General features: G+C 72.7%; 27 protein-coding genes and 1 pseudogene. 15 read left to right on the top strand and 13 right to left on the bottom strand.

Going from position 1 to position 26,552, the window contains the following annotated elements; all coding sequences use genetic code 11:
- Nucleotides 1-190 precede the first annotated feature (190 nt).
- The 3 genes from FY030_RS15495 to FY030_RS15505 are packed head-to-tail and all read right to left on the bottom strand — an operon-like array spanning nt 191 to nt 2,775.
- A complete protein-coding gene (locus FY030_RS15495) occupies nt 191-874 on the bottom strand; it encodes a matrixin family metalloprotease (protein WP_158062415.1) in 684 nt (227 codons plus the stop codon).
- Between the two features lie 46 nt (nt 875-920).
- A complete protein-coding gene (locus FY030_RS15500; RefSeq protein ID WP_158062416.1) occupies nt 921-1,577 on the bottom strand; it encodes an FMN reductase in 657 nt (218 codons plus the stop codon).
- A gap of 52 nt (nt 1,578-1,629) precedes the next feature.
- Nucleotides 1,630-2,775, bottom strand: coding sequence for an LLM class flavin-dependent oxidoreductase (locus tag FY030_RS15505; protein WP_158062417.1), 1,146 nt, complete (start codon nt 2,773-2,775; stop codon nt 1,630-1,632).
- Between the two features lie 115 nt (nt 2,776-2,890).
- Between FY030_RS15505 and FY030_RS15510 the strand changes: the two genes are divergently transcribed.
- A complete protein-coding gene (locus tag FY030_RS15510) occupies nt 2,891-3,619 on the top strand; it encodes a CPBP family intramembrane glutamic endopeptidase (protein WP_158062418.1) in 729 nt (242 codons plus the stop codon).
- 46 nt (nt 3,620-3,665) lie between these two features.
- Here FY030_RS15510 and FY030_RS15515 read toward each other — a convergent pair whose 3' ends face one another.
- The 3 genes from FY030_RS15515 to FY030_RS15525 all read right to left on the bottom strand — a co-directional run bounded on the left by FY030_RS15515 (nt 3,666) and on the right by FY030_RS15525 (nt 6,666).
- On the bottom strand, nt 3,666-4,532 hold the full coding sequence (locus tag FY030_RS15515) for a zinc metalloprotease (protein ID WP_158062419.1): 867 nt from the start codon (nt 4,530-4,532) through the stop codon (nt 3,666-3,668).
- 61 nt (nt 4,533-4,593) lie between these two features.
- The gene (locus tag FY030_RS15520) at nt 4,594-5,433 is read right to left on the bottom strand and encodes an SDR family NAD(P)-dependent oxidoreductase (RefSeq protein ID WP_158062420.1); all 840 of its coding nucleotides are present in this window, start codon (nt 5,431-5,433) and stop codon (nt 4,594-4,596) included.
- Between the two features lie 243 nt (nt 5,434-5,676).
- The gene (locus FY030_RS15525) at nt 5,677-6,666 is read right to left on the bottom strand and encodes a cation diffusion facilitator family transporter (protein ID WP_158062421.1); all 990 of its coding nucleotides are present in this window, start codon (nt 6,664-6,666) and stop codon (nt 5,677-5,679) included.
- A 92-nt stretch (nt 6,667-6,758) separates the two neighbouring features.
- Between FY030_RS15525 and FY030_RS15530 the strand changes: the two genes are divergently transcribed.
- From FY030_RS15530 to FY030_RS15540, 4 genes are read left to right on the top strand one after another with little or no spacing between them, the layout of a single operon-like run.
- Nucleotides 6,759-7,553, top strand: coding sequence for a HEAT repeat domain-containing protein (locus tag FY030_RS15530; protein WP_158062422.1), 795 nt, complete (start codon nt 6,759-6,761; stop codon nt 7,551-7,553).
- A 49-nt stretch (nt 7,554-7,602) separates the two neighbouring features.
- Complete coding sequence (locus tag FY030_RS16475) at nt 7,603-7,746, top strand: hypothetical protein (protein ID WP_192498647.1); 144 nt, start codon at nt 7,603-7,605, stop codon at nt 7,744-7,746.
- On the top strand, nt 7,746-8,723 hold the full coding sequence (locus tag FY030_RS15535) for an AEC family transporter (RefSeq protein ID WP_158062423.1): 978 nt from the start codon (nt 7,746-7,748) through the stop codon (nt 8,721-8,723). Before FY030_RS16475 ends, FY030_RS15535 begins: the two co-directional genes overlap by 1 nt.
- A gap of 53 nt (nt 8,724-8,776) precedes the next feature.
- The gene (locus FY030_RS15540; RefSeq protein WP_158062424.1) at nt 8,777-10,036 is read left to right on the top strand and encodes an AAA family ATPase; all 1,260 of its coding nucleotides are present in this window, start codon (nt 8,777-8,779) and stop codon (nt 10,034-10,036) included.
- A gap of 55 nt (nt 10,037-10,091) precedes the next feature.
- Here FY030_RS15540 and FY030_RS15545 read toward each other — a convergent pair whose 3' ends face one another.
- The 3 genes from FY030_RS15545 to FY030_RS15555 form a co-directional block, all read right to left on the bottom strand.
- Complete coding sequence (locus tag FY030_RS15545; RefSeq protein WP_158062425.1) at nt 10,092-11,777, bottom strand: bifunctional 3'-5' exonuclease/DNA polymerase; 1,686 nt, start codon at nt 11,775-11,777, stop codon at nt 10,092-10,094.
- A gap of 104 nt (nt 11,778-11,881) precedes the next feature.
- The gene (locus FY030_RS15550) at nt 11,882-12,730 is read right to left on the bottom strand and encodes an SGNH/GDSL hydrolase family protein (protein WP_158062426.1); all 849 of its coding nucleotides are present in this window, start codon (nt 12,728-12,730) and stop codon (nt 11,882-11,884) included.
- 128 nt (nt 12,731-12,858) lie between these two features.
- Nucleotides 12,859-13,134, bottom strand: coding sequence for an HU family DNA-binding protein (locus FY030_RS15555; RefSeq protein WP_158062427.1), 276 nt, complete (start codon nt 13,132-13,134; stop codon nt 12,859-12,861).
- Between the two features lie 486 nt (nt 13,135-13,620).
- Between FY030_RS15555 and FY030_RS15560 the strand changes: the two genes are divergently transcribed.
- The 9 genes from FY030_RS15560 (at nt 13,621) to cobS (ending at nt 22,591) form a co-directional block, all read left to right on the top strand.
- On the top strand, nt 13,621-14,709 hold the full coding sequence (locus FY030_RS15560; protein ID WP_158062428.1) for an ABC transporter substrate-binding protein: 1,089 nt from the start codon (nt 13,621-13,623) through the stop codon (nt 14,707-14,709).
- A 43-nt stretch (nt 14,710-14,752) separates the two neighbouring features.
- Complete coding sequence (locus FY030_RS15565; protein WP_158062429.1) at nt 14,753-15,847, top strand: FecCD family ABC transporter permease; 1,095 nt, start codon at nt 14,753-14,755, stop codon at nt 15,845-15,847.
- Nucleotides 15,844-16,719, top strand: coding sequence for an ABC transporter ATP-binding protein (locus FY030_RS15570; protein WP_158062430.1), 876 nt, complete (start codon nt 15,844-15,846; stop codon nt 16,717-16,719). Before FY030_RS15565 ends, FY030_RS15570 begins: the two co-directional genes overlap by 4 nt.
- A 134-nt stretch (nt 16,720-16,853) precedes the next feature.
- Nucleotides 16,854-18,389 carry a cobyric acid synthase gene (locus FY030_RS15575; RefSeq protein WP_158062431.1) on the top strand — a complete coding sequence of 512 codons (1,536 nt, stop codon included), beginning with the start codon at nt 16,854-16,856 and terminating at the stop codon, nt 18,387-18,389.
- 5 nt (nt 18,390-18,394) lie between these two features.
- Nucleotides 18,395-19,084 carry an adenosylcobinamide amidohydrolase gene (locus FY030_RS15580; protein ID WP_158062883.1) on the top strand — a complete coding sequence of 230 codons (690 nt, stop codon included), beginning with the start codon at nt 18,395-18,397 and terminating at the stop codon, nt 19,082-19,084.
- A gap of 26 nt (nt 19,085-19,110) precedes the next feature.
- Entirely contained in the window at nt 19,111-20,142 is a 1,032-nt protein-coding gene (cbiB, locus tag FY030_RS15585; RefSeq protein ID WP_202879723.1) for an adenosylcobinamide-phosphate synthase CbiB, read from the top strand.
- Entirely contained in the window at nt 20,139-20,666 is a 528-nt protein-coding gene (gene cobU / locus FY030_RS15590) for a bifunctional adenosylcobinamide kinase/adenosylcobinamide-phosphate guanylyltransferase (RefSeq protein WP_158062432.1), read from the top strand. Before cbiB ends, cobU begins: the two co-directional genes overlap by 4 nt.
- Entirely contained in the window at nt 20,663-21,763 is a 1,101-nt protein-coding gene (gene cobT, locus FY030_RS15595; protein ID WP_158062433.1) for a nicotinate-nucleotide--dimethylbenzimidazole phosphoribosyltransferase, read from the top strand. Before cobU ends, cobT begins: the two co-directional genes overlap by 4 nt.
- A gap of 48 nt (nt 21,764-21,811) precedes the next feature.
- On the top strand, nt 21,812-22,591 hold the full coding sequence (gene cobS / locus FY030_RS15600; protein WP_158062434.1) for an adenosylcobinamide-GDP ribazoletransferase: 780 nt from the start codon (nt 21,812-21,814) through the stop codon (nt 22,589-22,591).
- A gap of 33 nt (nt 22,592-22,624) precedes the next feature.
- Here the strand turns inward: cobS and FY030_RS15605 are convergent.
- Together FY030_RS15605 and FY030_RS15610 are read right to left on the bottom strand one after the other, a co-directional pair.
- Nucleotides 22,625-23,587: pseudogene (locus FY030_RS15605) on the bottom strand (succinylglutamate desuccinylase/aspartoacylase family protein); the annotation flags it as partial.
- Entirely contained in the window at nt 23,584-24,072 is a 489-nt protein-coding gene (locus FY030_RS15610) for an ATP-dependent zinc protease family protein (protein WP_158062435.1), read from the bottom strand. The gene FY030_RS15610 and the pseudogene FY030_RS15605, both read right to left, overlap by 4 nt.
- A 25-nt stretch (nt 24,073-24,097) precedes the next feature.
- Between FY030_RS15610 and rimK the strand changes: the two genes are divergently transcribed.
- Nucleotides 24,098-25,300: a 30S ribosomal protein S6--L-glutamate ligase gene (gene rimK / locus FY030_RS15615; protein ID WP_158062436.1), complete on the top strand. Its 1,203-nt coding sequence runs from the start codon at nt 24,098-24,100 to the stop codon at nt 25,298-25,300.
- Between the two features lie 60 nt (nt 25,301-25,360).
- Here the strand turns inward: rimK and FY030_RS15620 are convergent, their stop codons facing one another.
- Both FY030_RS15620 and FY030_RS15625 read right to left on the bottom strand, forming a co-directional pair.
- Complete coding sequence (locus FY030_RS15620; protein ID WP_158062437.1) at nt 25,361-26,050, bottom strand: NAD(P)-dependent oxidoreductase; 690 nt, start codon at nt 26,048-26,050, stop codon at nt 25,361-25,363.
- A gap of 166 nt (nt 26,051-26,216) precedes the next feature.
- The gene (locus FY030_RS15625) at nt 26,217-26,507 is read right to left on the bottom strand and encodes a WhiB family transcriptional regulator (RefSeq protein ID WP_158062438.1); all 291 of its coding nucleotides are present in this window, start codon (nt 26,505-26,507) and stop codon (nt 26,217-26,219) included.
- Between the last annotated feature and the right edge of the window lie 45 nt (nt 26,508-26,552).

Genomic DNA, 26,552 nt, shown 5'->3' on the forward strand with positions numbered 1-26,552 from the left:
CGTTGAGAAAGGGCGGCCGACACGCCACCCACACTGTTGTGACACTAGGTTCAGCCACCGAGGGGGGCAATGGCTGTTCATGCACGAAACGTGCACAAACGAGGCAGTTGATGTACAAGACGTCGTCCGGGTCGGTTTCCGCACCGAGAACGGCCTGCTCAGGCCCCCAACCCCCCGGAGCAGCGATCGACTAAGACGTCCCGCAGGCGTGGGCCTCCAGCGCGGCGAGCCCGGCGAGGTCACCCTCACCCAGCTCGCTCTGGCCGTGGTGCCGGGCCGCCATCAGCTGTCCCGACTCCTGCGTGTGACCTAGCCCCAGGACGTGCAGCAGCTCGTGCACCAGCACGGCCTCCTCGTCCATCCCGCGGAACCAGCCGCGTGGCAGGTCGGTGTCGATGACGACGGTCCCGGTGACCGACCGGGCACCTCCCGGGCCGCTCACGTACGAGGGACCGCCGAGACCGGCGACCGGCCCGACCAGGTCCGGCACCTCCTCCTCGCTGGCCCAGCCGAGCAGCACCGGCCCAGGAGGCCGGTCGAAGAACTGCCTATCGTCGGTCTCGGCCACAACCTCGAAGGTGAAGCTGCTGGCCTCGTTGACGGTGGCGAGCGCGGAGGCGACCAGCTCTGCATACCCCTCCGGAGCACCCTGGGGGTTGACCTCTACCTCGATGATCGCTTCGCACGCCCAGGTGACGGGCGCCCCGCTCTGGCTGGTGGCGAGGTAGGAATAGCCCTCGCCGCCGGAGCCGGGGACACCGTCCAGCCGGTCATGGGTGAGCACGGTGCGGCGGACGTCGCCGAAATCGACGACCGGCGAGATGGCGATGACGCTGGTGATCACCAGGGCGAGCACGACCATGGTCGCGAGCACGCCCGCGCACCCCGATCTTGCTCGCCCTGCCACGGATCCGGCGCTGTCACTGACCGAGGTCGGCCAGCATGCTCTCAAAGTCGGTGATCTCGGGGTGCACGGCGGTCCCCGAGCGTCTCTGCGGGGTGGCGTGCGGGGCGAAGCCGGCGACCGAGCCGCTCTCGGACACGACCAGGTTCGCCAGCTCGGTGGCCGCGCGGGCGACCCGCCGGCCCAGCTGGTCGCTCTCGCCACCGCCGAAGTCCTCGGTAGCGGCGAACACGCCAGTCGGCACCACGATCGCGCGCAGGTAGGTGAACACCGGACGCAGGGCGTGGTCGAGGACCAGCGAGTGCCGGGCGGTGCCAGCCGTCGCGGCGATGATCACCGGCATCCCGGTCATCGAGTCCGGGTCCAGGACGTCGAGGAACATCTTGAACAGCCCGGAGTAGCTCGCGGTGAAGACCGGGGTGACCGCGATCACGCCGTCCGCGGCAGAGACGGCGTCCCGGGCGCGCGCCACGGCGGGGGTCGGCATGCCTGCCGTGGTCATGGTGGTAGCCAGGTCCTGCGCCAGCTCCCGCAGCTCGATGACCTCCACCTGCGCGGCCTCGCCGCGGGCGGACACCTGGGAGGTGACCGCGTCGGCGATCCGGTCGGCGAGCAGCCGGGTGGAGCTGGGCTGGGACAGGCCTGCGGTGATGACGACGATCCTGCGGCTCATCGTGTCCTTTCGGGTCTGCTGGGGTGGTCGTGGAGCGGGACAGCCAGGTGGCTCAGGCGCTCACGCGGGTGGCGGCGCGCTCGGCCGCCGGAACGGCGGGGGCCACCAGGTGGTGCTTGGCCTCCGGGCCGGCCGCGACCAGGGAGGCGTGCGTGGGCGGGTCGCTGGGGACGTGTGCGGGCCGGCGGGCCTCGAACTGCGTGCGGAGCACGGGCACGACCTCCCGGCCGAGGATCTCCAACTGCTCGAGGACCATCGGCAGGGGCAACCCTGCGTGGTCCATGAGGAAGAGCTGGCGCTGGTAGTCACCGACCGCGTCGGCGAAGCCCAACGTGCGCTCGATGACCATCTCGGGGGTGCCGACGGTCAGCGGCGTGGCGTGGGTGAACTGCTCCAGGCTGGGCCCGTGACCGTAGACGGGGGCGTTGTCGAAGTACGGGCGGAAGACCCTCTTGGCCTGCGCCTCGGTCTCGGCCATGAACGCCTGCCCACCCAGCCCGACGATCGCCTGGTCGGCGGCGCCGTGGCCGTAGTGCTCGAAGCGTCGGCGGTAGAGCGCCACCATCTGGGCGGTGTGCTCCATGTTCCAGAAGATGTTGTTGTGGAAGAACCCGTCCCCGTAGTAGGCGGCCTGCTCGGCGATCTCGGTGGACCGGATCGAGCCGTGCCAGACGAAGGGCGGGGTCCCGTCAAGGGGGCGCGGGGTGGCGGTGAAGCCCTGCAGTGGGGTGCGGAACTTGCCCTGCCAGTCCACTGCCTCCTCGCGCCACAGCCGGCGCAGCAGGTGGTAGTTCTCCACGGCCAGCGGGATGCCTTGCCGGATGTCCTTGCCGAACCACGGGTAGACCGGGCCGGTGTTGCCGCGGCCCATCATCAGGTCGACGCGGCCCTTGGCCACGTGCTGGAGGACGGCGTAGTCCTCCGCGATGCGCACCGGGTCGGTGGTGGTGATCAGGGTGGTGGCGGTGGACAGGATCAACCGCTCGGTCTGCGCGGCGATGAAGCCCAGGTGGGTGGTGGGCGAGGACACGGTGAACGGCGGGTTGTGGTGCTGCCCGGTCGCGAAGACGTCGAGGCCGACCTCTTCCGCCTTGAGGGCGATCTGGGTGATCGCGTCGATGCGCTCGCCGTCGGTCGGAGTGCGTCCCGTGGTGGGGTCCGTGGTCACGTCGCCGACGGTGAAGATCCCGAACTGCATGGCTGCTCCGGCCTCTCGTAAGTAGTTGATGTGTCAACTAGGCTAACAGGTGGTCGAGCTCCCCTATTCCAACCCCTGGTCTGCCGTGGTGTTCCCGACGCGTAGCGTCGACTCCATGTCGTCGTCAGTGCCAGGGCCCGCCCCGACGACCGCCGCGCCAGGCCGTGTGCGCACCTTTGAGCGGCCCGTCACCCACGCCGACCTGCTGGTCACGCTGGGCGGGTTCATCGCTTCCTCCGCCCTGGGCGGAGTGCTGATCACCGTGCTCATCCTGGCCGGTGTGGAGCCAGCCGCGGTGGTGACCGGCGGGATCCCGACGACGGTGGCGTTGTGGTTCCTGGCACTTTGGTACGGCCTGCGCGCACGGGGCTGGACGTGGGCCGACCTCGGCCTGGGTGGGCTGCCGGGCCTGCGCCGGTGGTGGTGGCAGGTCGCGCTGGCCTACCTCGGGGTGGTGCTCCTGGCCTCTCTGGTGGTCTCCCAGCTGTCGGCGCCCGGCGAGCAGCCGAACGTCATGGAGGGCGGGGTGCAGTTCGGGCCGGTCGCCATCGCGGCCATCTGGGTGGCCGTCGCCCTGGTCGGCCCCCTCGTCGAGGAGGTCATCTTCCGCAGGATCCTGCTGGGCTGGCTGGAGTCCCGGATCGGTCTGGTCCTGGCTGTGCTGGTCCAGGCGGTCCTCTTCGCCGTGATGCACGTGGTGCCTGCGGCAATGGTGCTGACCTTCCTCCTGGGCCTGACAGCGGCATTGCTGGCCCGACGGCATCACTCGCTGTGGCCGGCCGTGGCGCTGCACACACTGAACAACCTGATCGCCGTCTCGGTGCTCCTCGCGGCCCTGCGCTGAGGCTGCCACCGAGCAGCCTGGTCCGGGACGCACGCGTTCGCACCCCTTAGGAGCAGGCTTCGCGCAGGTGGCGCAGACCGGCCAGGTCGCCCGAGCCAAGCTGGGTCTGGCCCAGGCTGACCGGCTGCATGAGCTCACCGCCGGTGTCCGTGTGGCCCAGGCCGAGCACGTGGGCCAGCTCGTGGATGACGATCGCCTCCGCCACCGGGGTCGGGAGGCCGCCAAACAGCTCCGAGTCCAGCACCACCATCCCGCCGACGGCGACGCGGGGGCCACCGATCGAGCGTTGGGCGTGCACCGCGCCCCCGAGCCCGGCCGTCGGCCCACCCAGTGCGGGCACCTCGTCCGCGTCCGCGAAACCGAGCAGCACCGGCCCGGCGCCCCGGTTGACGAAGGTGCGGTCGTCCGTCTCGCCCACCACCTCGAAGGTGAACCCACTGGCGTCGTTGATGCGCGTCACGGTGGAGGCCACCAGATCGGCATACCCCTCCGGCGCGCCCTGCGGGTTCACCTCCATCGGGATCGTGCCCTCGCACGGCCAGGTGACGGGCGAGACCCCGTCCGGCTGGGTCACCGCAAAGGTGTAACCCTCCCCGCCCGAGCCCGGCTCGCCGTCCATGCCGTCACTGAAGGCCCGGTCGGCCAGGCCGGTGTCGTTCGTCAACCGATCCAGCAGGGAGCGTGCCTCGGGCAGCAGCTGCGGGGCGAAGAGGTAGGCCGAGATCGCCCCCATCGCCAGGACCAGCAGCAGCGTCAACAGCCCGGAGCAGCCCCCGGACCTGCGGGCCGGTCGGGGCGCGGCGGCGACGGGTGTGCCCAGGCCGTAGCGGCGGTCGAGGTCGTCGAGCTCGCGCAGCTGGCGCTCGATCTCGCGGACACGCCTGCGCCTCGCCCGCTCCTCCTGCCAGCTCACCGCGCCATCCTGCCGCACCTGGCTGGACGCGCCGTCCAGCCAGGTCAGCCGGGCAGGATGGTTACCCCAGCAGGTGAGCCATCTGCTTGGCGACCAGGTCGGTGGCCCGCTGGGGTGCCAGACGCGAGAGCCGGTCCAGCATGGCGGCGTCCCGGCCCACGATCACCCGGTACTGGCCCTTTTTCACCGCGTCCTCGACAATCTTGCGGGCGGCGTCGCGGGCCGGCATGGTGCGATGCTTGGCGTCCTTGGCGCCATCCTCGACGCCCTGGAGGGCCGCCTCCTCCGGGCTGGTCCTGCCCGGCACGCGGACCCCGGAGTTGCTGGTGATCTCGGTCTCGATGGCGCCGGGAAAGACGATGGTGACGGCCACGGGGGTCTGGCGCAGCTCGGCGTACAGGCCCTCGGTGAGCAGCTTGACGGCGGCCTTGCTCGCGCCGTACATCGTCTGGCCCGGCACCGGGGCGAAGCCGCCCATGCTGGAGACGTTGACCAGGCAGGCCTCCGGCCGCTCGACCAGGTGCGGCAGGAACGCCTTGCTGGTGTGCACCACGCCCCAGAGGTTGACGCCCAGGACCCGCTCCATCTGCTCGTAGGACAGGTCGGCAAAGGGGACGAACTCCTGGATGATCCCGGCGACGTTGAGCAGCCCGTCGATGTGGCCGTGCGCCTGCAGCACCTGCTCGGGCAGCGACTCGACGGACCGGCGCTCGGTGATGTCGAGGGTATGCAGCGTGAGCCGCTCCCCCACCCGGACCCGCCGTCCCAGGTCGACGAGAGACTCCTCGCGCAGGTCGACCGCGGCCACCCGACCACCCCGCCTGAGAAGGTCCAGGACCACCTCCCGCCCGATGCCGTTGCCCGCTCCGGTGACGACGAAGACCTTGTTCTGCACCTGCATGACCGTGCTCCTCGTGAGGTGTGTCGGTGGCTCCAGCCTACTACTACGTGCTGTCAGATTCGCCGCCGGCAGGGCCTTCGAGCGGGTCCGCGCGGCCGAACGGCTGCACCGTCTGGCGGGTCTGTCCGCACCCCGGCCCCGGGGTCGGCACCATGCTCCAGGGACGGCCAGGGGGCCTCGCCGCCGCCGCCGGGCGAGGTCAAATAGGACACCCGGGGTGGCACCGCTCGCGGTGGCCCAGTCTCAAGGATGGTGGCCGCGTTCGTGCTCGGCGTGGCCGGGGGGCTCGATCTGGAAGGTGGAGTGCTCGACGCTGACCTCGAAGTGGGAGGCCACGCACTGCTGCAGAGCGTCGAGCAGCTGCGGGGTGCAGCCGTCGCGCCAGCACTGCTCCTCGACGACGATGTGGGCGGTCAGGACGGGCAGGCCAGTGCCGATCCGCGAGGCGTGCAGGTCGTGAACGTCCACCACATGCTCCAGCTCCAGCAGGTGGGCCCGGACGTCGTCTAGGTCCAGCCCTGGCGGGGTGGCCTCGAGCAGCACGCTGCCGGCCTCGCGCAGGATCACCACCGCCCGGGGCATGATCAGCAGCGCGATAAAGATGCCGGCGACCGCGTCCGCACGGTCCCAGCCGAGGGTGAGGATGAGCACGCTGCTGACGATCACCGCCACCGATCCCAGGGCATCGTTGACGACCTCCAGAAAGGCGGCCCGCAGGTTGAGGTTGGCCCGGCGCTCTCCGGCGAGCACGGCCAGGGCGACCAGGTTCGCGACCAGGCCCACCGCGCCGAAGACCAGGACCCACTGGCCGGGGATCTGCGGGGGCGCGGCTGCGAGGAGCCGCCGGGCCCCCTCCACCAGCGCGAAACCTCCCACACCGAGCAGCACGGTGGCCTGGGCACCGGCCGCCAGCACCTCTACCCGCGCGAATCCCCAGGTCCGGCGAGGGTTTGGCGGACGTTGCATCAAGGTGGCGGCGACGAGGGCCAGAAGCAGCCCCGCGCTGTCGGTGATGCCGTGCACGGCGTCGACGAGCAGGGCCAGGGAGCCAGTGAGGGCCGCGCCGACGACCTGGGCCAGGACGACCACCAGCGTCAGGGCGAAGGCGATTGCCAGGCGCGGCCTGGTCGCGGAGGCGTGGTCGTGACTGTGGTGGCGGGCTGGAGTCTGGCTGCGGCGGGATGCCCGCGTCTGCACCCGCCCCAACCTCCCGTCCCCCTCGCGCCTCCTCATACCGAACCAGTCTACCGCATACCCCCAAGGGGTATGCGGGATGAGACGCTGAGGGAGCGGACGAGACGGTCCCCCGACCGGAGAGGAGAGCAGTGAGCGCTGAGACTCCGCTTCAGCAGGCCCTGCGCGCCGCGCTGTCCCCCGACCTGCTGGCCCGGCAGTGGGGGGCGCTGCGGCTGGGCACCCTGGCCGACGCCAGCGTCGCCGGTGACCTGGTGGCGCTGCTGGTGTCCGAGTCTGACCCGTTCGTGCGGGAGACGCTCACCTGGGCCGTGGTGCGCCAGGCACCCGCCACCGTCCCGCACCTGCTCGCCGCACTGGCGGGACAGGACGAGTCGCGCGGACAGGTGCTGCACGCCCTGGCCAAGATCCAGGACCCGCAGAGCGTCCAGCACGCACTACCTCTGGTCCACGACCCCCACCCCGTGGTCGCCGCCAAGGCGTGGTGGATGGTCGGGCGCACGGCCGTCCCCGAGACCGCCCCGGTCCTGCTGGGCCTGCTCGGCCAACAACAGGATGAGGAGCAGCGCCGCGCCCTGACCAGGGCCCTCGCGCAGATGGGCGAGGTGGCGGTGCCTGGCCTCGCGGAGGCACTCGGTGCCGAGCACCCGGAGGTACGGCGACACGCCGCCGAGGTGCTCGTGGCGGTCGGCGACCCGGCCGTCGGCGCCCTGGACGCGCTGCTCGCCGTCGCCCAGGGTGAGGATCGCGAACTCGTCATGCTCGCGCTGGAGGCGCTCGGCCCGCTCGGGGCACCCGAGGTCGACGAGGTGCTCCTCCGCCTCCGCGACGGCCACAGCCGCTGGCTGGCGACGGTTGCCGACTGGTTGATCAACGACCGTGCCGAGCGCCGGGCACGGCAGCGCACCCGTGCGGAGCGCCGCTAGCCAGCAGGCCCGGGCCGGGCCGTTCGCGGCACCCACTAGGTTCTGCCGGGTGGACTTGCTGCTGCTCGGCCTGGCGCTCGGCGCGGGCGTGGGGGCAACCCCGGGGCGCCTCCTGGTCGCGGCCAGGATGCTCCTGGGCTTCGTCGGCGTCCTGGCGCTGGTGGAGCGCCGGCCGCGGATGGTGGACGGTTGATGAAGCTCGAGGTCGCCACGCTCACCACCGCGCTGCTGCCGACTGCTGTGCTCATCGGCCTGGGCTGGGCGCTGCGCAGCCGGTTCCGCTTCACCGAGGTGTTCTGGCGCGACCTGGAGCGGCTGGCCTACTTCGTGCTCCTGCCCGCACTGTTCGTCTCCGGGCTGGCCCGCGCCGACTTCACCGGGCTGCAGGTGGGCCGGATGGCGTTGGTCCTCGCGCTGTCCTCGGTGGCGGCGGCCGCGCTGGTGTGGCTGCTGCGACGCTGGATCGCTCCCGGTGACGGGCCCGCGTTCACCTCGGTCTTCCAGGGCGGGATCCGGTTCAACAACTACATCGGCCTGGTCGTGGCCACCGCGCTGCTCGGCGCCGACGGCCTGGCGCTCGCGGCCCTGTCCAACGCCGTGCTGGTGCCGCTGGTCAATATCACCTCGACGCTGACCCTGGCCCGACACGGGCAGGGCCAGGCGGGCTGGTCCCGGGTGCCGCGCGAGGTGCTCAGCAACCCACTCGTGCTGGCCTGTGCGGCGGGTATGGCGGTGCACCTGGTGGGCGCGACAGCCACGGGTGAGGCGGCGGTCAGGGCGCCGGTGCTGGGTGAGCTACTGGCGGGGCTGGGCGAGCTGGTCCTGATCCTGGGCGGCGCGGCGCTGCCCATCGGGCTGCTCTGCGTCGGCGCCGGCCTGCGCCGGCCCAAGGGCACCCGCGAGACCGCCCGCCTGATCGGCTGGTCGATGGCCTTCCGCTTCCTCGCCGTCCCAGCCCTGGCCACCGGGGTCGCTCTGGCGCTCGGCCTGTCCGGCCCCGCCGCCGTCGTCGCCGTGCTCTTCCAGTCGATCCCCACCGCCTCCAGCGCCTACGTGCTGGCCCGCCGGCTCGGTGGCGACGCCCCGCTCATGGCGGCGATCATCGCGGTGCAGACCTTCGCGGGCGCGGTGACCATCCCGCTGTGGCTGCTGGTCGGTCAGGCCCTGTGACGGGGGACCGGTGACCGGGCCCGGTGTCGGTGGCCGCTCCTAGGCTGCCGGGCATGTACTCGACCGTCGCCGTCAGCGGCTACCGTTCCCTGCGCGACGTGCTGCTCCCGCTCGGCCGGCTGACCGTGGTGACCGGCGCAAACGGCACCGGCAAGTCCAGCGTCTACCGCGCCCTGCGCCTGCTGGCCGCTTGCGGGCGCGGGGAGGTGGTGGGTGCGCTCGCGCGCGAGGGCGGCCTGGAGTCCGCGCTCTGGGCCGGCCCGGAGTCGCTCGGGCAGGCGCGTCGAGGGCACGAGGTGCAGGGCAGCATGCGCAAGGAGCGGATCTCGGTGCGGCTCGGGGTGGGCGCCGCCGGGCCGGGCGAGCCCTCCTACCTCGTCGACCTCGGCATCCCGGTGCAGGGGGTGGTGGTGGACGCAGGCGGCGGCCGTCACCCGTCGGCCTTCAACCGGGACCCCGAGGTCAAGCGCGAAGCCGTGTGGACCGGGCCGGTGATGCGGCCGGCCACCCTGGCCGCCCGGCGCAAGCACTACGCGGTCGAGCTGAGGGACGAGGACGGGGTATGGCGCAAGGCGCCGGTCAGTGTCGCGCCATGGGCCAGCATCCTCAGCGAGATCGTGGACCCGCTGGACGCGCCCGAGGTGTGGGCGGTGCGCGAGGAGCTGCGCTCGTGGCGTTTTTACGACGGCTTCCGGGTGGACCCCGACGCGGCGGCTCGGCGCCCCCAGGTGGGCACCCGCACCTGGGCGCTCGCGGAGGACGGCTCGGACCTCGCGGCGGCGCTGCAGACGATCGAGGAGGACTCGCCCGGGTCGCTGGACCAGGCGGTCGCTGACGCCTTCGACGGTGCCCGCCTGCGGGTGACGGTGACCGACGGGCTCTTCGATGTCGAGCTGCACCAGCCGGGGATGCTGCGCCCCCTGCGTTCGGCCGAGCTCTCGGACGGGACGCTGCGCTACCTGCTGTGGCTGGCGGCGCTGATGACCCCGGTGCCGCCCCGGCTGATGGCGCTCAACGAGCCCGAGACCAGCCTGCATCCCTCGCTCGTGCCGCCGCTGGCCCGTGCGATCGCCCGGGCCTCGGCCCGCGCACAGGTCGTGGTGGTGACTCACTCCGCCGCGCTGGTGGAGGCGCTGACCGAGACGGTCGACGGCGTGGCCGACTCCGAGGAGCCGGACGACTGGGCCGATCCCGGCGACCAGGGCGGGGTGCCCGACCTGCGCCTGGTGGAGCTCACCAAGGACCTCGGGGAGACGCTGGTTGTCGGTCAGGGGATGCTCAGCACCCCGTCGTGGGAGTGGGGTCGGAGGTGATGCGGCGGACCGGGCATCTCGCCCGGCTGGTGGCTCAGCTCACTCGGCCGGCGGCTCAGTCGGCCTGGTCGTAGGACTCGACCACCGCCACGTCGAGGGGGAACTGCACCGGGAACCCGCCGAAGAGCAGGCTCCCGGCAGCACGCGCCGCCTCGCGGACCGCTTGGGCGACGTCATCGGCATGCTGGCGCGGTGTGTGCACGATGACCTCGTCGTGCAGGAAGTAGACCAGCTCGGGCCGCGGCGCACCCGCCTGCGCCGACCCACCATAGGTGTCGTCGAGGAGCCGCCGCAGGTGGCCCAGCCAGCACGACGCCCACTCGGCGGCCGTGCCCTGGACCACGAAATTGCGGGTAAACCGGCCCCAGTCCCGGGCCGCCTGGCGGGCCCGGCGCTCGGGGCCCTCCCCGGCCCCCGACTGCTGGGCGGCGTCCTGAAGGTCGCGCCACCGCGCCGGCGGCGGCGGGGAGGTCCGGCCGAGCCAGGTCTGGACCTGGTCGCCACGCTCCCCGGCCTGGGCGGCCGCGTCGACCATCCCGATCGCCCGTGGGTAGGCGCGGCGAAGGACCGGCATGAGCGCGCCGGCCTCGCCGGTCGTGGCGCCGTACATCGCGCCGAGCATGGCCACCTTGGCCAGCTGCCGCGTGGCCAGCACCCCCTGGTCGACGAGCCCCTGGTAGAGATCGCCGGCAGCGGCGGCCTGCGCCATCGCCTCATCTCCGGACATCGCGGCGAGCACGCGAGGCTCGAGCTGGGCGGCGTCGGCGACGACCAGCCGCCAGCCCGGCTCCGCCCGGACCGCGGACCGGATCTGCCGCGGCAGCTGCAGGGCGCCCCCGCCCCGGCTGGCCCACCGCCCGGTCACCACCCCGCCCACCACCCAGTCGGGCCGGAACCGGTCCTCCCGCACCCAGGACGCTAGCCAGGCCCACCCGTTGGCGGTGTGCAGACGGCTGAGCTTGCGGTAGGTCAGCAGTGGAGCGATGACCGGGTGGTCGATCCGCTCCAGCTCCCACTGCCTGGTCGTGGTGATCTCGAGCCCGGCCCGGCGCAGGGCGGTGACCAGGTCCGGCGCGGAGTCGGGGTTGAGCCCGGGCGCGGCCAGAGCCTCCCGTACCTGCCCGCAGAGCTCGACCATTCGGGCCGGGCGGCCACCGTGCGGGTCCGGCTCGCCCAGGAGCTCGCGGAGCAGGCGGTCGTGGGTGGCCGAGCTGAACGGCACCCCGACCTGGTTCAGCTCCTGGGCGATGAGCGCACCGACCGACTCCGCGTGGCAGAGCAGCCGCAGCCTGGGGTCGCCCACCTGAGCCAGGCACTCCTGCTGGGCCAGGTGCTCGGCCAGGCACTCCTCGATCGTGGGGCCAGTGCTCGGCAGGTCGAACAGGGTCGTCTCGGGGTCCACGTGGGCAGCGGCCCCGTGCTGGCCGAAGTCGGCCCCCGGCAGGTCGAGGGCCGTGGCTGGAGCCGTGGCGTACGCCGTGCCGGCCGCTGCGGCGGACCGACGCAGGATGACTCGCACCAGCCGCAGGTCGACGGCGTGCCGCACCCGCACCCCGGCGCGCAGCAGCACGGCATACACCTCGGCGGAGTCCGCCCACACCCACCGTGCGCCGACGGCTTCCCGGCCCGCGGCCCAGCCGGGCAGGTCCGCGCGCGGCACGCGCCAGCGCTCCCCCGGCACGCCGTCGCGGACCTCGACGATGTGGGCGACGCCGTCGGCGAGCGCCACGACGAGGTCCATGGGCGAAGAATAAGGCCGGGTGGCAGGTCTGCTTGACGAACCGCGTCGCCGGTCGGGGTCAGACCCTGTCGCCGGTCGGGGTCAGACCCTGTCGCCGGTCGGGGTCAGACCGTGTCGCCGGTCGGGGGGACCGGGTCCCGCCATACCTCCAGCGGCAGGACGTCCGGGCGCTTGGCCGAGCGGCCGTCGCCGGAGCTCTCACCGCGCAGCCGCCGGCGGATCCAGGGCCGCAGGTGTGCGGCGATCCACTCGCGGTTGGCCCGCACTGACTCGAACCGACCCAGGGGCGGGAGCGCCTCCAGGGGCTGGCGCCAGTCGCGCAGGTCGGGCTCCAGACCTAGGGTCCAGGCGGCCTGGGCGGCGACGCGCGCGTGCCCCTCGGAGGAGAGGTGGATCCGGTCCACGCCCCACATCCGGGGGTCGCGCAGCGCGGCGAGGGTGTAGATGTCGACGACGTAGGAGCCGGTGCGCTGGCCGATGCCCCACAGGTGGGCGGTGTATTCGACCATCCGTGGGTGGACGCGGTTGACCAGCGGCGTGCTGGAGACGTCCGGCGCGGTGACGAGGATGACGTCGGCGCCGGTGGCTCGGATCCGGGAGGTGGCCTCTTCCAGCTTGCCCATCACCTCGGGCAGGGAGACCTTGGGCCGCAGCACGTCGTTGCCGCCGGCGGACAGGCTCACCAGGTCGGGCGTCAGGTCTAACGCCGGCTGCAGCTGCTCCTCGAGGATGGCGTCGATCAGCCGGCCGCGGATGGCCAGGTTGGCGTAACCGAACGGGACGTCGGCCTCGCCGTTGCGGCGCGCCAGCCGGTTGGCCAGCCGGTCGGCCCACCCCACGTACTCCCCCTCGCCCCGCGGGTCGGCGTCGACCATGCCCTCGGTGAACGAGTCGCCGAGCGCCACGAACCGCTGCCACCAGCGGGGCTCGGGGTGGTCTTGGAAGTCGGCCATGGGCTCAGGGTATGAGGTGGCGTGGGGTGCGTGGGGCCGCCCGTCGGGGATGGCTGGGCGTTGCGGCTGGACGCACAGCGCCCGGTCACCCCTGACGAGGGGACCGGGCGTGGCACAACGTGTCGGCGTCAGCTGGAGACGCGCTCCTTCAGCTTGGACCCGGCCTTGAAGGCGGGGGCCTTGCTCGCGGCGATCTGGATCTCGGCGCCGGTCTGCGGGTTGCGGCCCGTGCGGGCGGCGCGCTCACGCACCTCGAAGGTGCCAAAGCCGGGGAAGGACACCTTCTCGCCCTTGGCCAGCTCGGCGGAGATGGCCTCCAGGACGGAGCTGACAGCCTTCTCGGCAGCGGCCTGGGTCATGCCCGCTTCGCGGGCAACGGCCTCGACAATGACCTTCTTGCTCATGGGTACAGCCCTTTCATCGTGCTGATATGTCGGTCAACCGTAGGCAGACGGCGGGCTGCTTAGCCACCATGGGGGCCCGCGCGTCGCGGAAAATCCGCCGTAAAAGTGGCTTTCGGGCCCCAATCTAACCCTCTCGTCCCCCTACCGGCACCCACGGCGACGACGGAGCGTCGGCGGCGGCGTCGGGCCTGGGCGGTCCTGGAGCGGGTGGCCGCAGCCTCGGGCCGACTCCGACGGACGCGGGGCATACCCCCTGCGTCCGGGATAGACTGCCTAGGTCGCGCAGACGAAGTCCGGTGCAAATCCGGCACTGTCCCGCAACGGTGGAGTCCCCTGACCAGACCAGGTCACGGCGGACCAAGTCCGGTCGAACTGCCCGATGATCCGCAACCACTCGCCCTCGAGGACATAGGGCCGGTTCGGACGGCGGACCGGTGATCAGGTCCTGTCGCTCGAGACCAGCCACCTCGACCGACAGGAGACCAGATGACCCATCCTGCCCCCTTCACCCGCTCCCGCGCCGTTGCTGCGGCGCTCGCCCTGAGCCTGGCCCTGGCAGCGTGTGGTGACGACGCCGAGGACACCGACACCGCAGGCACTGACTCCACCGCCACCGACGACACCGCCACCGACGACACCGCCGAGGACACGGCAGCTGACGACACTGCTGCCGACACCGAGGACCCCACACAGGACGCCGACACCGAGGGCGCCACCGAGGACGCCGACACCAAGGACGCGGCGGCCGGCGACTTCCCGGTCACCGTCGACGCCGAGAACGGGGAGGTGACCATCGAGTCCCGCCCGGAGCGGATCATCTCGCTCTCGCCGTCCGCCACCGAGATCCTCTTCGCCATCGGCGCTGGTGACCGGGTCATCGCCGCCGACCAGTTCTCGACCTACCCCGAGGAGGCCCCGGCGACCGACCTGTCTGGCTGGGACCCCAACGTGGAGGCGATCGTCGGCTACGAGCCCGACCTGGTCCTGATCGCCAACGACTCCAACGACCTGGTTGCCTCGCTCGAGGCTCTCGACATCCCGGTCCTGGCCAACTCCGCCCCCGCCGACATCGAGGGCGGCTACGACGTCGTCGCCGCCATGGGGATGGCCACCGGGGAGATCGACGGCGCCGCCAGCGTCAATGAGGAGATGCGCGCCGAGCTGGAGGAGGCCTTCGAGGCCGCGCCAGAGGACCAGCAGATCCGCGTCTACCACGAACTGGACGACACCTTCTTCTCCGTGAGCAGCCACAGCTTCATCGGCTCTGTCTACGAGCAGATGGGCGCGGTCAACATCGCTGACGATGCCGACACGGACGCCACCGGCTACCCCCAGCTGACCGAGGAGGCCATCGTCGAGGCCGACCCTCAGCTCATCGTGATCACCGACCAGGTCACCTACACCGCCGAGGACGTCGCGAACCGTCCGGGCTGGTCGCAGATCGAGGCGGTGCGGAACGGCAACATCGTCACCGTCGACGCCGACATCGCCTCGCGCTGGGGCCCTCGCCTGCCCCAGCTGGTCGAGCTGGTCGCCGAGGCGATGAACTCGGTGGCCGCACCGGTTGGGCGCTGACCGGCACGCGGCGACCGAACCCCACTGACCGCAGACCGACACGATGAAGTCGACGACCCCCTCCACGCGCGCGCAGCCCGCGCCGGACGCCCTTGAGGCGTCCGTCACCAAGGCCTTCCGGCTGCCGGTCAGCGCTCTGCTGGGCACCTTGGCCCTGCTCCTGCTCGCCGTGCTCGCCTCCGCAAGCCAAGGCGCGGCCGGGCTGCCGGTGGAAGGGGTCGTCCGCGCGCTCGCCGACACGCTGCCCGGGGTGGGCGTCGAGCAGACGCTGACTCCCCAGCAGGAGCAGGTGCTGTGGCAGATCCGGCTGCCGCGCACCGTGCTGGCCGCACTGGTGGGAGGCAGCCTGGCCGTCGCCGGGGCCGGCTACCAGGGTGTCTTCCGCAACCCGCTCGCCGACCCCTACCTGCTCGGCGTGTCCGCCGGGGCCGGACTGGGCGCGGTCCTGGCCCTGGGTTTCGGCCTCGACCTGTCCTGGGGCCCCATCGCTGCGCTGCCGATGGCCGCCTTCCTCGGCGCGCTCGTCGCGGTGACCGGATCGGTGCTGGTCGCCCGCGCCTCCTTCCGGGACCCGGCGACCCTCTTGCTGGCCGGCGTCGCGATGGCGGCCCTCTTCTCCGCCGCTCAGACCTACGCCCTGACTCGCCTGGACGAGACACGCGCCCGTGAGGTGCTGTCCTGGCTGTTCGGCCGGCTGGCCACCCACGGCTGGCAGCCGGTCGCGATGCTGCTGCCGTATGTGGTCCTGGCCGGCGCCGTCCTGCTGCTGCACGCCCGTCACCTGGACGTGCTGCGGCTCGGCGACGACGAGGCCAGGTCGCTGGGGCTCAGCCCGGCTCGCTCCCGCCTGGTCGTGGTCACCGCGGCCACCCTGATCACCGCGGCCGCGGTGTCGGTCAGCGGGCTGATCGCCTTCGTGGGCCTCGTCACCCCGCACGTGGTGCGACTGCTCGTCGGCCACTCCTACCGGCTCGTCGTGCCGCTGTCGGCCGTCCTCGGCGCAACCTTCCTGGCCTTCGTGGACATCGGCGCCCGCACCCTGGTCGCCCCCGCCGAGCTGCCGGTCGGGGTCATCACCGCATTTATCGGGGCGCCGTTCTTCTGCTTCGTGCTGTGGAGAGGCAAGGCCAGCCCATGAACCCACCCGCATCCGCTCCCACCGCTTCGGCCCCGACCCCCCTGCGCCCGACCCACGCCCTGCGCACCCACGACGTGCGGGTGGCCTTCCACGGGAACGAGGTGGTCCGTGGCGTGGACCTGGAGCTGCGCGCCGGCGAGTGGCTGGGTCTGATCGGGCCCAACGGCTCGGGCAAGTCGACCTACCTGCGCAGCCTGCTCGGCCTGGTCCCGCGCACCGGCACCGTGGAGCTCGGCGATGGCCGGGTGCCCGACCCGACCGACCTGTCCTTCATGCCCCAGGCACCCGAGCTGCCGCCGGGCATGACCGTCGTCGAGTACGTGCTGCTGGGCCGCACCGCCCACCTGGGCTGGCTGCGGGCGGAGTCCGTGCAGGACCGGCAGATCGTCACCAGCGTCCTGCGCCGGCTGGGGCTGGCCTCGTTCGCCGATCGGCAGGTGCGCAGCCTGTCCGGCGGAGAGGCCCAGCGGGTGGTCATCGCACGGGCCCTGACCCAGCAGGCCCCCGTGCTGCTGCTCGATGAGCCCACCAGCGCTCTGGACGTCGGTCATTCCGTCGAGGTGCTGGAGATGGTCGACGAGCTGCGCCACCAGGACGGCCTCACTGTCGTCGCGGCCATGCATGACCTCGGCATGGCCGCCCGGTATGCCGACCGGCTTCTGCTGCTGGAGCGCGGGGCGCCCCAGGCCCTCGGTTGCCCCGAGGAGGTCCTCGACCCCGCGCTGCTGACCCGCGTGTACGGCCACCCGATCCGGGTCGTCGAGCTCGAGGGGCACATCGTCGTGGTCCCCGCGCCTCGGCCCGCCCGGCCGGCGCGGGAACCGCACACCACCATCGACCTGCAGTCCCGACGCACGGAGGAGATCTCGTGACCACCACCAGTCCCGCACCCAGCCTCGCTACGACTGGCGCGAGCTGAGTGGCACCGACTACTGAGGGGACCGGACCCGCATCGTCACGACCCCGTCCCGCGCAGGGGGCGGCACGGGGTCGTGGCGCTGCGCTCATGGTGGTGGGCACCACCAGCGGCGCAGGCAAGTCCACGCTCGTTACCGCCCTGTGCCGCGCGCTGGCCCGAACCGGGCTCGAGGTGGCGCCGTTCAAGGCGCAGAACATGTCCAACCACGGTGCCGTCACCCCCGACGGCGGCGAGATCGGGCGGGCGCAGGCGATGCAGGCCCTCGCGGCCCGGGTCGAGACCGACCGGCGGATGGGGCCGGTGCTGCTCAAGCCCTCCGGGGCCCGCACCTCACACCTGGTCGTCCTCGGCGAGGAGGTGGGGGTCGCCGACGCGGTCGGGTATGGCGAGCGCGCCGCCCGGTTGCGTCCCGTCGTCCTGGCGGCCCTGCAGTCGCTGCGGGCCGAGCATGAGGTGACCGTCCTCGAGGGTGCCGGGGGTGCGGCGGAGATCAACCTGCTGGACCGCGACCTGGTCAACCTGCCCCTGGCCGCCGCGGCCGGCGTCCCGGCCGTGCTGGTCGTCGACATCGAGCGGGGCGGTGCGTTCGCGGCGGCCTACGGCACCTGGGCGCTGCTTCCAGAACGCCTGCGCGCGTGCCTGCGCGGCGTCGTCATCAACTCCTTCCGCGGCGACGTCTCCCTCCTGGAGCCGGGCCTGCGGGACCTGGAGAAGCGAACGGGCATACCCGTCCTGGGGGTGCTTCCGCACCTGGGTGAGCACCTGATGCTGGGGGTGGAGGACTCCCTCGACCTCACGGCTGCCCCACCCTCGGCACCCCGGTCGGGCCCGACGGGCCGTCCGGTCCGGGTCGGCGTGGTCCGGCTGCCGCACCTGGCCAACCCCTCGGACCTGGACCCGCTCGTCCTCGAGCCCGGTGTCGAGCTGCGCTGGGCAAGCGCCCCTGGCGACCTGACCGACGTCGACCTCGTGGTCCTGCCGGGCAGCCGGTCCACGGTCGCCGACCTGGGTTGGCTGCGGGAGCGCGGGCTCGACCGGGCGCTGGCAGACCTGCGCCGCGACGCGGACGGGCCGTTCGTGCTGGGCATCTGCGCCGGCTACCAGATGCTGGGGCACACGATCCACGACCAGATCGAGTCGGAGGCCGGCACGGTGACCGGTCTCGGGTTGCTGCCCGTGCGGACCGTTTTCACCTCCCCCAAGACCGTCCGCCGTGCCCACGGTGTCGTGGACAACCGGCCGGGCACCCCGGTGGCGGGTTACGAGATCCGTTGGGGCAGACCGGAAGCGGTGCACGGGGAGGATGGCGAGCCGTGGCTCCGGCTCACTGACGAGGATGACGAAAACGACGGGCGGGCCGAGGGCCGCATCAGCAGCGACGGCCGGGTGCGGGGCACCTCCCTGCACGGCGTCCTCGACGCCGACGCCCTGCGGCACGGCCTGCTCCGGGCTGTCGCCGCTGCCCGGGGCCGCACCTTCAGCCCGGCTGCCCAGCCCTACGCGCAGGCCCTTGACACCCACGTCGACCACCTGGCCGACTGGGTCGAGGAGCATCTGGACCTGCCAACGTTGCTCGACCTGGCCCGCTGCGCCACCCGGGTCGAGGACGCGCCGGGTTGGTGAGCAGGATGGTCGACGTGGTGCACCTCATCGAACGGGACGGGGCATTGCTCTTCCCCGTGCCCCCAGGCTGGCTCGCACTGAGCTCGGCCTCCGTCGGGGGTGGTCTGGTCTGGCCCCGGCTCGTGGTCAACCTCGGGGTCGGCGACGGGTTCCTGCGCACCGACCTCGACACGTATGTCGGGGAGCGGCTGGCTGCCCTGGGGCGAGATGATGCGCCGGTGGTGGCCCTGCTCACCGCGGCCGATGTGCGGTGCTGGACCGGCGGCGAGGCGGACGGTGTCCAGGCCTGGGCGACGGTCGCGGCCTCGAAGCCGACCTGGGCCGCACGGCCGGGCGGCCTGGGCGTGCGTCTGGACGAGGACCTGCCTCCGGAGCCGGGCACCGTCAACATCGTCGTCACCGTCCCTGCCCCGCTCACCGGCTCCGCCCTCGTCCAGGCCGTGGGCACCGTCACCGAGGCCAAGGCCCAGGCGCTGCTGCACGCGGGGGTGCCCGGGACCGGCACGGCCAGCGACGCGATCGTCGTGCTCTGCCCCGACGCGGTGGAGGGCCGCCCGCCGGTGCCCTTCGCCGGGGTCCGTTCTCCCTGGGGCCACCGGGTGGCTGAGGCGGTGCGCCAGGCGGTCAGCACCGGTATGCAGGTCAACCCCTGGCCGCGCGTCGCCGCGGACCCCGACCCGGAGCGGATCTGGTGAGCAGGCAGGCGGCGAGCAGACCTCCGGTGAGCGGGCAGCCGGCGGCGCGCGGGTTGCGCCTCGGCGGGCGCGCACTCGGCGTCACCCTCGGACTGACCCTCGACCGGCTGCTCGGTGAGCCTCCGGACGCCTGGCACCCGGTGGCCTGGTTCGGCACGACCATGGGCCGGGTGGAACGGTGCTTGTATGCCGATGCCCGCCTACCCGGTGCGGCCTACGCGCTGGTCGGGGTCGGGGTGGGTGCCGGGGCCGGCTGGGCGCTGGACCGCCTGGGTCGCAGGCTGCCGGGGCACGGGACGGCAGCGGTAGCGACCGCCGTCGGGTTGGCCTGCGCGGGCAGGATGCTGCGCGAGACCTCGGCGCGGATCGAGGACCGGCTCGGTGCCGGTGACCTCGACGGGGCACGCGAGCTGCTGCCGTGGCTGGTGGGCAGGGACCCGAGCGCTCTCGACGCGGGCGGCGTGTCGGCCGCGGTCGTGGAGTCGCTGGCGGAGAACACCGTCGACGCCGTCGTGGCACCGGTCTTCTGGGGGCTGGTGGCCGGGGCGCCCGGTGTGCTGGCGCACCGGGCGGTCAACACGATGGACGCGATGGTGGGTCACCGCAGCACGCGCTACGCCCGGTTTGGGACGGCTGCTGCCCGTCTCGACGACGCCATGGCGTGGGCGCCCGCGCGAGTCTTCGCCGCGCTCGTCGCGGTCCTGGCCGTGGCGCCACCCAGGGCGGGCCGTGACGTGCTGGCGACCGTGCGCCGGGATGCTCCCGCACACCCCTCCCCCAACTCGGGCGTGGCCGAGAGCGCCGCCGCCGCCGCCCTCGGGGTGGAGCTGGGCGGGCCGCTGCGGTACGGCGACCGGGTGGAGAACCGGCCACGTCTGGGGGACGGGCCCCGGCCCGACCACTCGACGATCCGGGCGGCTCGGCGCCTGGTCGACCGCGTCGAGATCACCGCCGCCGCTCTGTGCGTGGTGCTGGCCGCCGTGGTGGCGGGCCACACCAGCCGCACCCGCCCGCAGAGCCCATACGAAGAAAGCCCATACGAAGAGAGCCCACGATGAGCCTGACCTTCCTGACCGGCGGCGCCCGCAGCGGCAAGTCTGCCCTGGCCGTGCGCCGGGCCCAGGGCTCCGGCTTGCCGGTGGTCTTCGTCGCCACCGGCCAGGCGCGTGATGAGGAGATGACCGACCGGATCGCCCGGCACCAGGCAGAACGGCCCGAGGGCTGGGAGACGGTCGAGGCGCCCGTCGCCCTGGTCGACGCCGTGCGCGGGCTACCTGCCGACCGCTGTGTCGTCGTCGACTGCCTGTCGCTGTGGGTGAGCAACCTGATGGAGCACGGTGACGACGAGGCCACCACGGTGAGCCGGGCGCTGGCACTGGGCCGCTGGGCGGCCGCATACCCGGGCAGCGTGATCGTGGTGACCAACGAGGTCGGGCTCGGGATCGTCCCCATGCACCCGGTGAGCCGGGACTACCGTGACCGGCTGGGACGGGTCAACGCGATCCTGTCCCGGCATGCCCACCGCGCCCAGCTCGTCGTCGCCGGGCGCACCCTGACCCTGGACCCACTGGAGGAGCGATGAGCGCAGAGGGAACGACCCCCAGCCCCCGCGAGCTGATCGAGCAGACGCTGCAGCAGATCCGCCCGCTGGACCATGAGGCCGGCGCCGCCGCGGCGGGGGCCATGGACGGCAAGGTGAAACCGTTGGGCAGCCTGGGCCAGCTGGAGACCCTCGCGGCCAGGCTCGCCGGGATCCAGGCGACCACGGAGCCGCACGTGGAGGCGCCGGCAGTGGTCATCTGCGCGGGCGACCACGGGATCACGGCGACCGGGGTGAGCGCGTACCCCCAGGAGGTGACCGCGCTGATGCTCGGCGGTTTCGCCGCGGGGACGGCCGCTGTCGGGGTGCTGGCCCGCGAGGCTGGCATCCGGCTCCTCGTCGCCGACCTCGGGGTGATCCAGGCGCCCGTCATCGAGTCTGGCCAGAACGTCGTGCTGGATCGTCGTGTCCGCGCGGGGACGGCGAACTCCTTGGAGGGGCCGGCGATGACTCTGGCGCAGGCCCAGCAGGCCGTCGCCCATGGGGTCGGGCTTGCCGACCTGCTCATCGACGACGGTGCCGACCTGATCGGCCTGGGTGAGATGGGCATCGGCAACACGACCGCGGCGAGCGCCCTGACCGCCTCCCTCCTCGATCGCGACCCGGCCCGCGTGACCGGCCCGGGCACCGGGGTCACCGGCGAGGCCCTGACAGCCAAGATCGCCGCAGTCGACGCCGTGCTGCGCCGCCATGGCGACCTGGATGATCCGTGGCAGATCTTGGCCGCCGTGGGCGGGCTGGAGATCGCGGCGCTCACCGGGGTGGTGCTGCGCTGCGCGGCCCGGCGCGTGCCGGTCCTGCTGGACGGCTTTGTCGCCACCGCGGCGGCGCTGGTCGCCTGGCGGATCGAGCCCCGCAGCGCCGACGCGATGATCGCCGCGACCTTGTCGCCGGAGCCCGGCCACGCGGTGCAGCTGGAGGCTCTGGGGCTGGAGCCGGTGCTGCGGCTCGGGATGCGCCTGGGTGAGGGCAGCGGGGCGGCGCTGGCCGTCCCCATCCTGCGCTCGGCCGCAGCGGTGCTGCGGGACATGGGCAGCTTCGCCGACCTCGGCCTGGCGGACGAGAAGCCGACGGCCTGACGTGAGGCCGCGGGACAGCAGGGCCAGCACCGGGGGCGAGAGCGACCGGTGAGCGTCCTCGGGTCCTTCCTGGACGCCGTCGCCTTTCTGACCAGGGTGCCGGTGCCGCCTCGGCGGCGGTTCGACCTGGCCCGCGCGGCCTGGGCCTTCCCCGTGGTGGGCGGACTGCTGGGGTTGCTCCTGGGCACGCTCGGGGTGCTGGCGGCCGACCCGCTCGGCTGGTTCGTCGCGGCCGTGGTGGTCGTCGCCGTCGAGGTGGTCCTCACCGGCGCGCTGCACCTGGACGGGCTGGCCGACTGCGCCGACGGGACGGGGGGCGCTGACCGGCAGGCCCGGCTGCGGATCATGAAGGACCACTCGGTCGGGGTGTATGGAGTGGCTGCGGTCGTCCTGGATGTGCTCTTGAAGGTGGCCCTGATCGGTGGCCTGCTGCAGACCACCGCTCCTGGCGTGGCCATGATCACCATGACCCTGGCATGGACGCTGTCCCGCGCAGCGATGCTCCCGCTGGCGGCATGGCTGCCCTACGCCCGGGACGAGGGGACCGGACGCAGCCTGGTGGAGGGCCTGTCGGCCGGACGGCTATGGGCCGGGGTGCTGGTGGCGGCGGTGTGCGGCGGTGCGGCCACCTGGGCCGGCACCGGCCTCACCGGAGCCGGGGTCTGGATCCTCCCCCTCGCGCTGCTGCTCGCCGCCGCTCTCACCGCCCTGCTGGTCGGTGCCTGGGCGCGACGGACGCTGGGCGGGGTGACCGGGGATGTCCTCGGTGCCACCGCCGAGGTCACGCTGCTCGCTGCGCTGCTGGTCGGCGCCCTGCTGCTGGCCTGACCCGACTGCGCTCCCGTGCGTCTCGCCGAGCTCGCCGAGGTGCACCAGGGCGTCGCCCCGGTTGGCCAGCGGGGCCTCGGACCGCCCGATGACCACACCCGTGCGGTCGGCCTTGACGATGGCCAGCCGCTTGCCGAAGGAGTTGAACAGCTCGCCGAGCCGGTCTCCCTCCTTGACGTGTTGGCCCAGAGCGACGTCCATGTGCACGATGCCGGTCCGGCGGGCCCGGACCCAGCCCGAGCGCCAACAGACGTCGCTGGGGCGGGCCGGATCGACGGCCGGCTCGGGCGGGTCGATCATCCCGAGCGTGGCCAGCACCCGCAGCACCCCGTCCACACCGGGAAGGATCGCCCACTCATCGAAGCGCCAGGCCTCCCCGGCCTCGTAGAGCAGCACCCGGGCACCGGCCTCCCGGGCGGCCGAGCGCAGCGACCCGTCCCGCAGCCGGGCGTGGTACATCACCGGCGCCCCGAAGGCCTCCGCGAGCTCACGGGTGCGCGGGTCCTCCAGGTCGCAGCGGATCTGGGGCAGGTTGGTGCGCCGGTCCGAGCCGGTGTGCAGGTCGATCCCGACGTCGCACTTTGCGATGACCTCCTGCATGAACAGGTGGGCAATCCGGCCGGCGAGCGAGCCCCGCGCCGAGCCCGGAAAGCTGCGGTTGAGGTCGCGCCGGTCCGGCAGGTAGCGGTCCCCGGTCATGACACCCAGCACGTTGACGATGGGGACGGCGATGACGGTGCCGCGGATCCTCCTCGGGTCCAGCTGACCCATCACCCGGCGGACGATCTCGATGCCGACGACCTCGTCGCCGTGGATCGCAGCGTTGACCCACACGGTCGGGCCGTCCTCGCGGCCGTGCAGCACGTGCACCGGCAGGCTCACCTCGGCACCGGTGACCAGCCGGGAGATCGGCAGGCTGACCTCGCGCCGAGAGCCGGCCCGCACCCTGACCTCACCGATGGCGAAGGACGGACGCAGCCGCCGACGCTCGCTCATCCGCGGCCCCAGTTGCGGCGCCGCAGGTCTCGCGGCGGACGACCGCCAAGGTAGGACCGCGCCGGGTCGACGAGGTAGCCCTGCACGAGCGCCTCCCGACCCACGAGCATCCGGAAGCCCATCTCGTCGCGGCCGGTGAGCGTCACCTCGGCCGGGACGGTGCGCCCGCCGAGGACCAGAGGCAGGAGCACGACATACCTCTCCTCGGCGTGGCCGGAGGAGGACCGGACCGTGCGCGAGTCGTGCACAGGCAGCTCCACGACCACCTCGTCCTCGGCGGTCGCCTGCCACGGGTGGACGCCGAACCGGACCCAGTCGTGCCCGTCGCGGGTGATGGCGCGCAGGTCGAAGGCGTGCAAGGAGGAGGTCTTGGCGCCGGTGTCGACCTTGGCCTTGACCCAGTCCACCCCGACCTGCGGCAGGCGCACCCATTCCCGCCAGCCGACGACGGTCTGCTCTGTGGTGTGATGGGCTCGCTCCGACACCAGCCCATCCTCTCAGGAAGCCGTGATGAAGCTCGCCATCCTCTCCCGGTCGCTGCGCGCCTACTCCACCCAGCGCCTGCGCACCGCCGCCCTCGACCGGGGTCACCAGGTCAAGGTGCTGGACACCCTGCGCTTCGGGATCGACCTCACGGGCGAGGAGCCGGACCTGTCCTTCCGGGGCAGGCAGTTGTCGAGCTACGACGCGGTCCTGCCCCGGATCGGGGCATCGGTCACCTACTTCGGCACCGCGGTCGTGCGGCAGTTCGAGCAGATGGACGTCTACACGCCCAACACCGCCAACGGCATCATGAACAGCCGGGACAAGCTGCGCGCCACGCAGATCCTGTCCCGCCACGCGATCGCGATGCCGGCCACCGCGTTCGTGCGCAACCGCGACGACGTGCGCAGCGCGATCGCGATGGTGGGCGGGGCGCCGGTCGTCATCAAGCTGCTGGAGGGCACGCAGGGCATCGGGGTCATCCTGGCCCCGACCGCCAAGGTCGCTGAGGCGATCATCGAGACTCTGCACGGCACCAACCAGCAGGTCCTCATCCAGCACTTCGTCAAGGAGTCCAAGGGCAAGGACATCCGCGCCCTCGTCGTCGGAGACCGGGTGGTCGCGGCGATGCGGCGGCGCGCCCAGGGCGACGAGTTCCGCTCCAACGTCCATCGTGGGGGCAGCGTCGAGGGGGTCGACCTGGACCCCGCCTACGCCGAGGTCGCGGTCCGTGCCGCCCACATCATGGGGCTGCGGGTCGCGGGCGTGGACATGCTGGAGGGCGACGAGGGCCCGCTGGTCATGGAGGTCAACTCCTCCCCCGGCCTGCAGGGCATCGAGGCGGCAACCAAGCTGGACGTGGCCGGCGCGATCGTCGACTACATCGCCGACCAGGTCGGCTTCCCGGACATCGACGTGCGCCAGCGCCTTGCCGTCTCGACCGGGTATGGCGTGGCCGAGATCGCGGTGATGTCTGGCTCAGACATGATCGGCAAGACGCTCGGGGAGTCCGGCCTGCGGGAGAACGACATCCAGGTGCTCACCCTGCACCGCGGCACGCGGGTGGTGCCCAACCCGCTGCCGGGCAAAGAGCTCGAGGACGGCGACCGGCTGCTCTGCTTCGGCCGGCTGGAGAACATGCGCTCCCTCATCCCGGCCCGCTCCCGCCGCCCGCGACGGGTGCGCCGGCTGCCCAAGAACCCGCTCCTGGAGCACGAGACCGCCTCGTAGGCGGATGCCAAACCTGGAGCCGCCGCGTCGTGGTGTCGCGGCTACAGGGCCCCGGGTGCCTCAGCGCTGCGCGGCGGCGTCCAGCGCCTCGGCGATGGGGGTCGGCCCGTTGACGAACTCGATCATCACGCCGCCCAGGTCGTCGCGCTCGACCACGGCCGCCAGGACGCGCGCCACGTCGGCACGGGAGACCTGTGACTCCCCGACCACCGAGGGGTCGCGGTCGGTGTCGTCCGGGCCGTAGCCGACGACCAGCAGGTGCCCGGTCGGGGCCTCCAGGGACAGCGCCCCGGGCGCGACGATCGTCCACGCGAGATCGGTGCCGCGCAGGTGCTCGTCAGCGGCCGCCTTGGCCTCGGCATAGGCGAAGAAGGGGTTGTCCTCCGGCACACCGTGGTCGGTGGTCGCGCCGAGGTAGGAGACGATCAGGTAGCGCGCGACCCCGGCCGCCGACGCGGCGTCCATGGTCCGGATAGCCGCGTCGCGGTCGACCGCGAAGGTGCGCTCTGGATCCCCACCGCCCGCGCCGGCCGACCAGAGGACCACGTCGTGACCGCGCAGCAGCTCGGTCAGCTCCTCCGTCGACAGCGACTGCACGTCGGCCACCACGGGGGTGGCCCCGAGCTCGGCGATGTCAGCCTGCTGGTCCGGGTTGCGGATGATCGCATCGACCTCGTGGCCTGCCCGGCTCAACAGCGGGTGCAGCTCAAGGGCGATCTTGCCGTGTCCTCCGATAATGGCGATACGCATATCAGGTCAGCGCACCGCGCGCCCTCGATGTTCCCGCGGGTGCGTGAGGACCCAAATGATGGCCTGTCCTCGACAGGTGGGCGCAGGGCAGCGGGACGAGGCGAAACTCCGGCGGATCATCGAGGGGTCGGCCGTCACCGTGCGGGTGGCTGACCGCCAGCCGGTCTCAGCTGGCCTTCCCGGCTTCCTCGCTGCGGTAGATCGCTTCCCGCTCGTCCTCGGTCAGCCCGCCCCACACGCCGTAGGGCTCGCGAACGCGCAAGGCGTGCGCGCGGCAGGTGTCCAGGACCGGACAAGTGCCGCAGACCGCCTTGGCCCGCTGGACGCGGCGCTCCCGCGAGGGGCCGCGCTCCCCTTCGGGGTGGAAAAAGATGTCGGGGCTGGCGTCGCGGCAGGCACCATTCTGCTGCCATTCCCACACCTCGACCATCGGCTCCAAGGCCTCAGACTGGGTCATCGTCAACCACCTCCTTCACGCACTCAACCCCAGAACTGTGCCGAA

It is taken from the genome of Ornithinimicrobium pratense (genome assembly GCF_008843165.1).
GTDB classification, from domain to species: domain Bacteria; phylum Actinomycetota; class Actinomycetes; order Actinomycetales; family Dermatophilaceae; genus Ornithinicoccus; species Ornithinicoccus pratensis.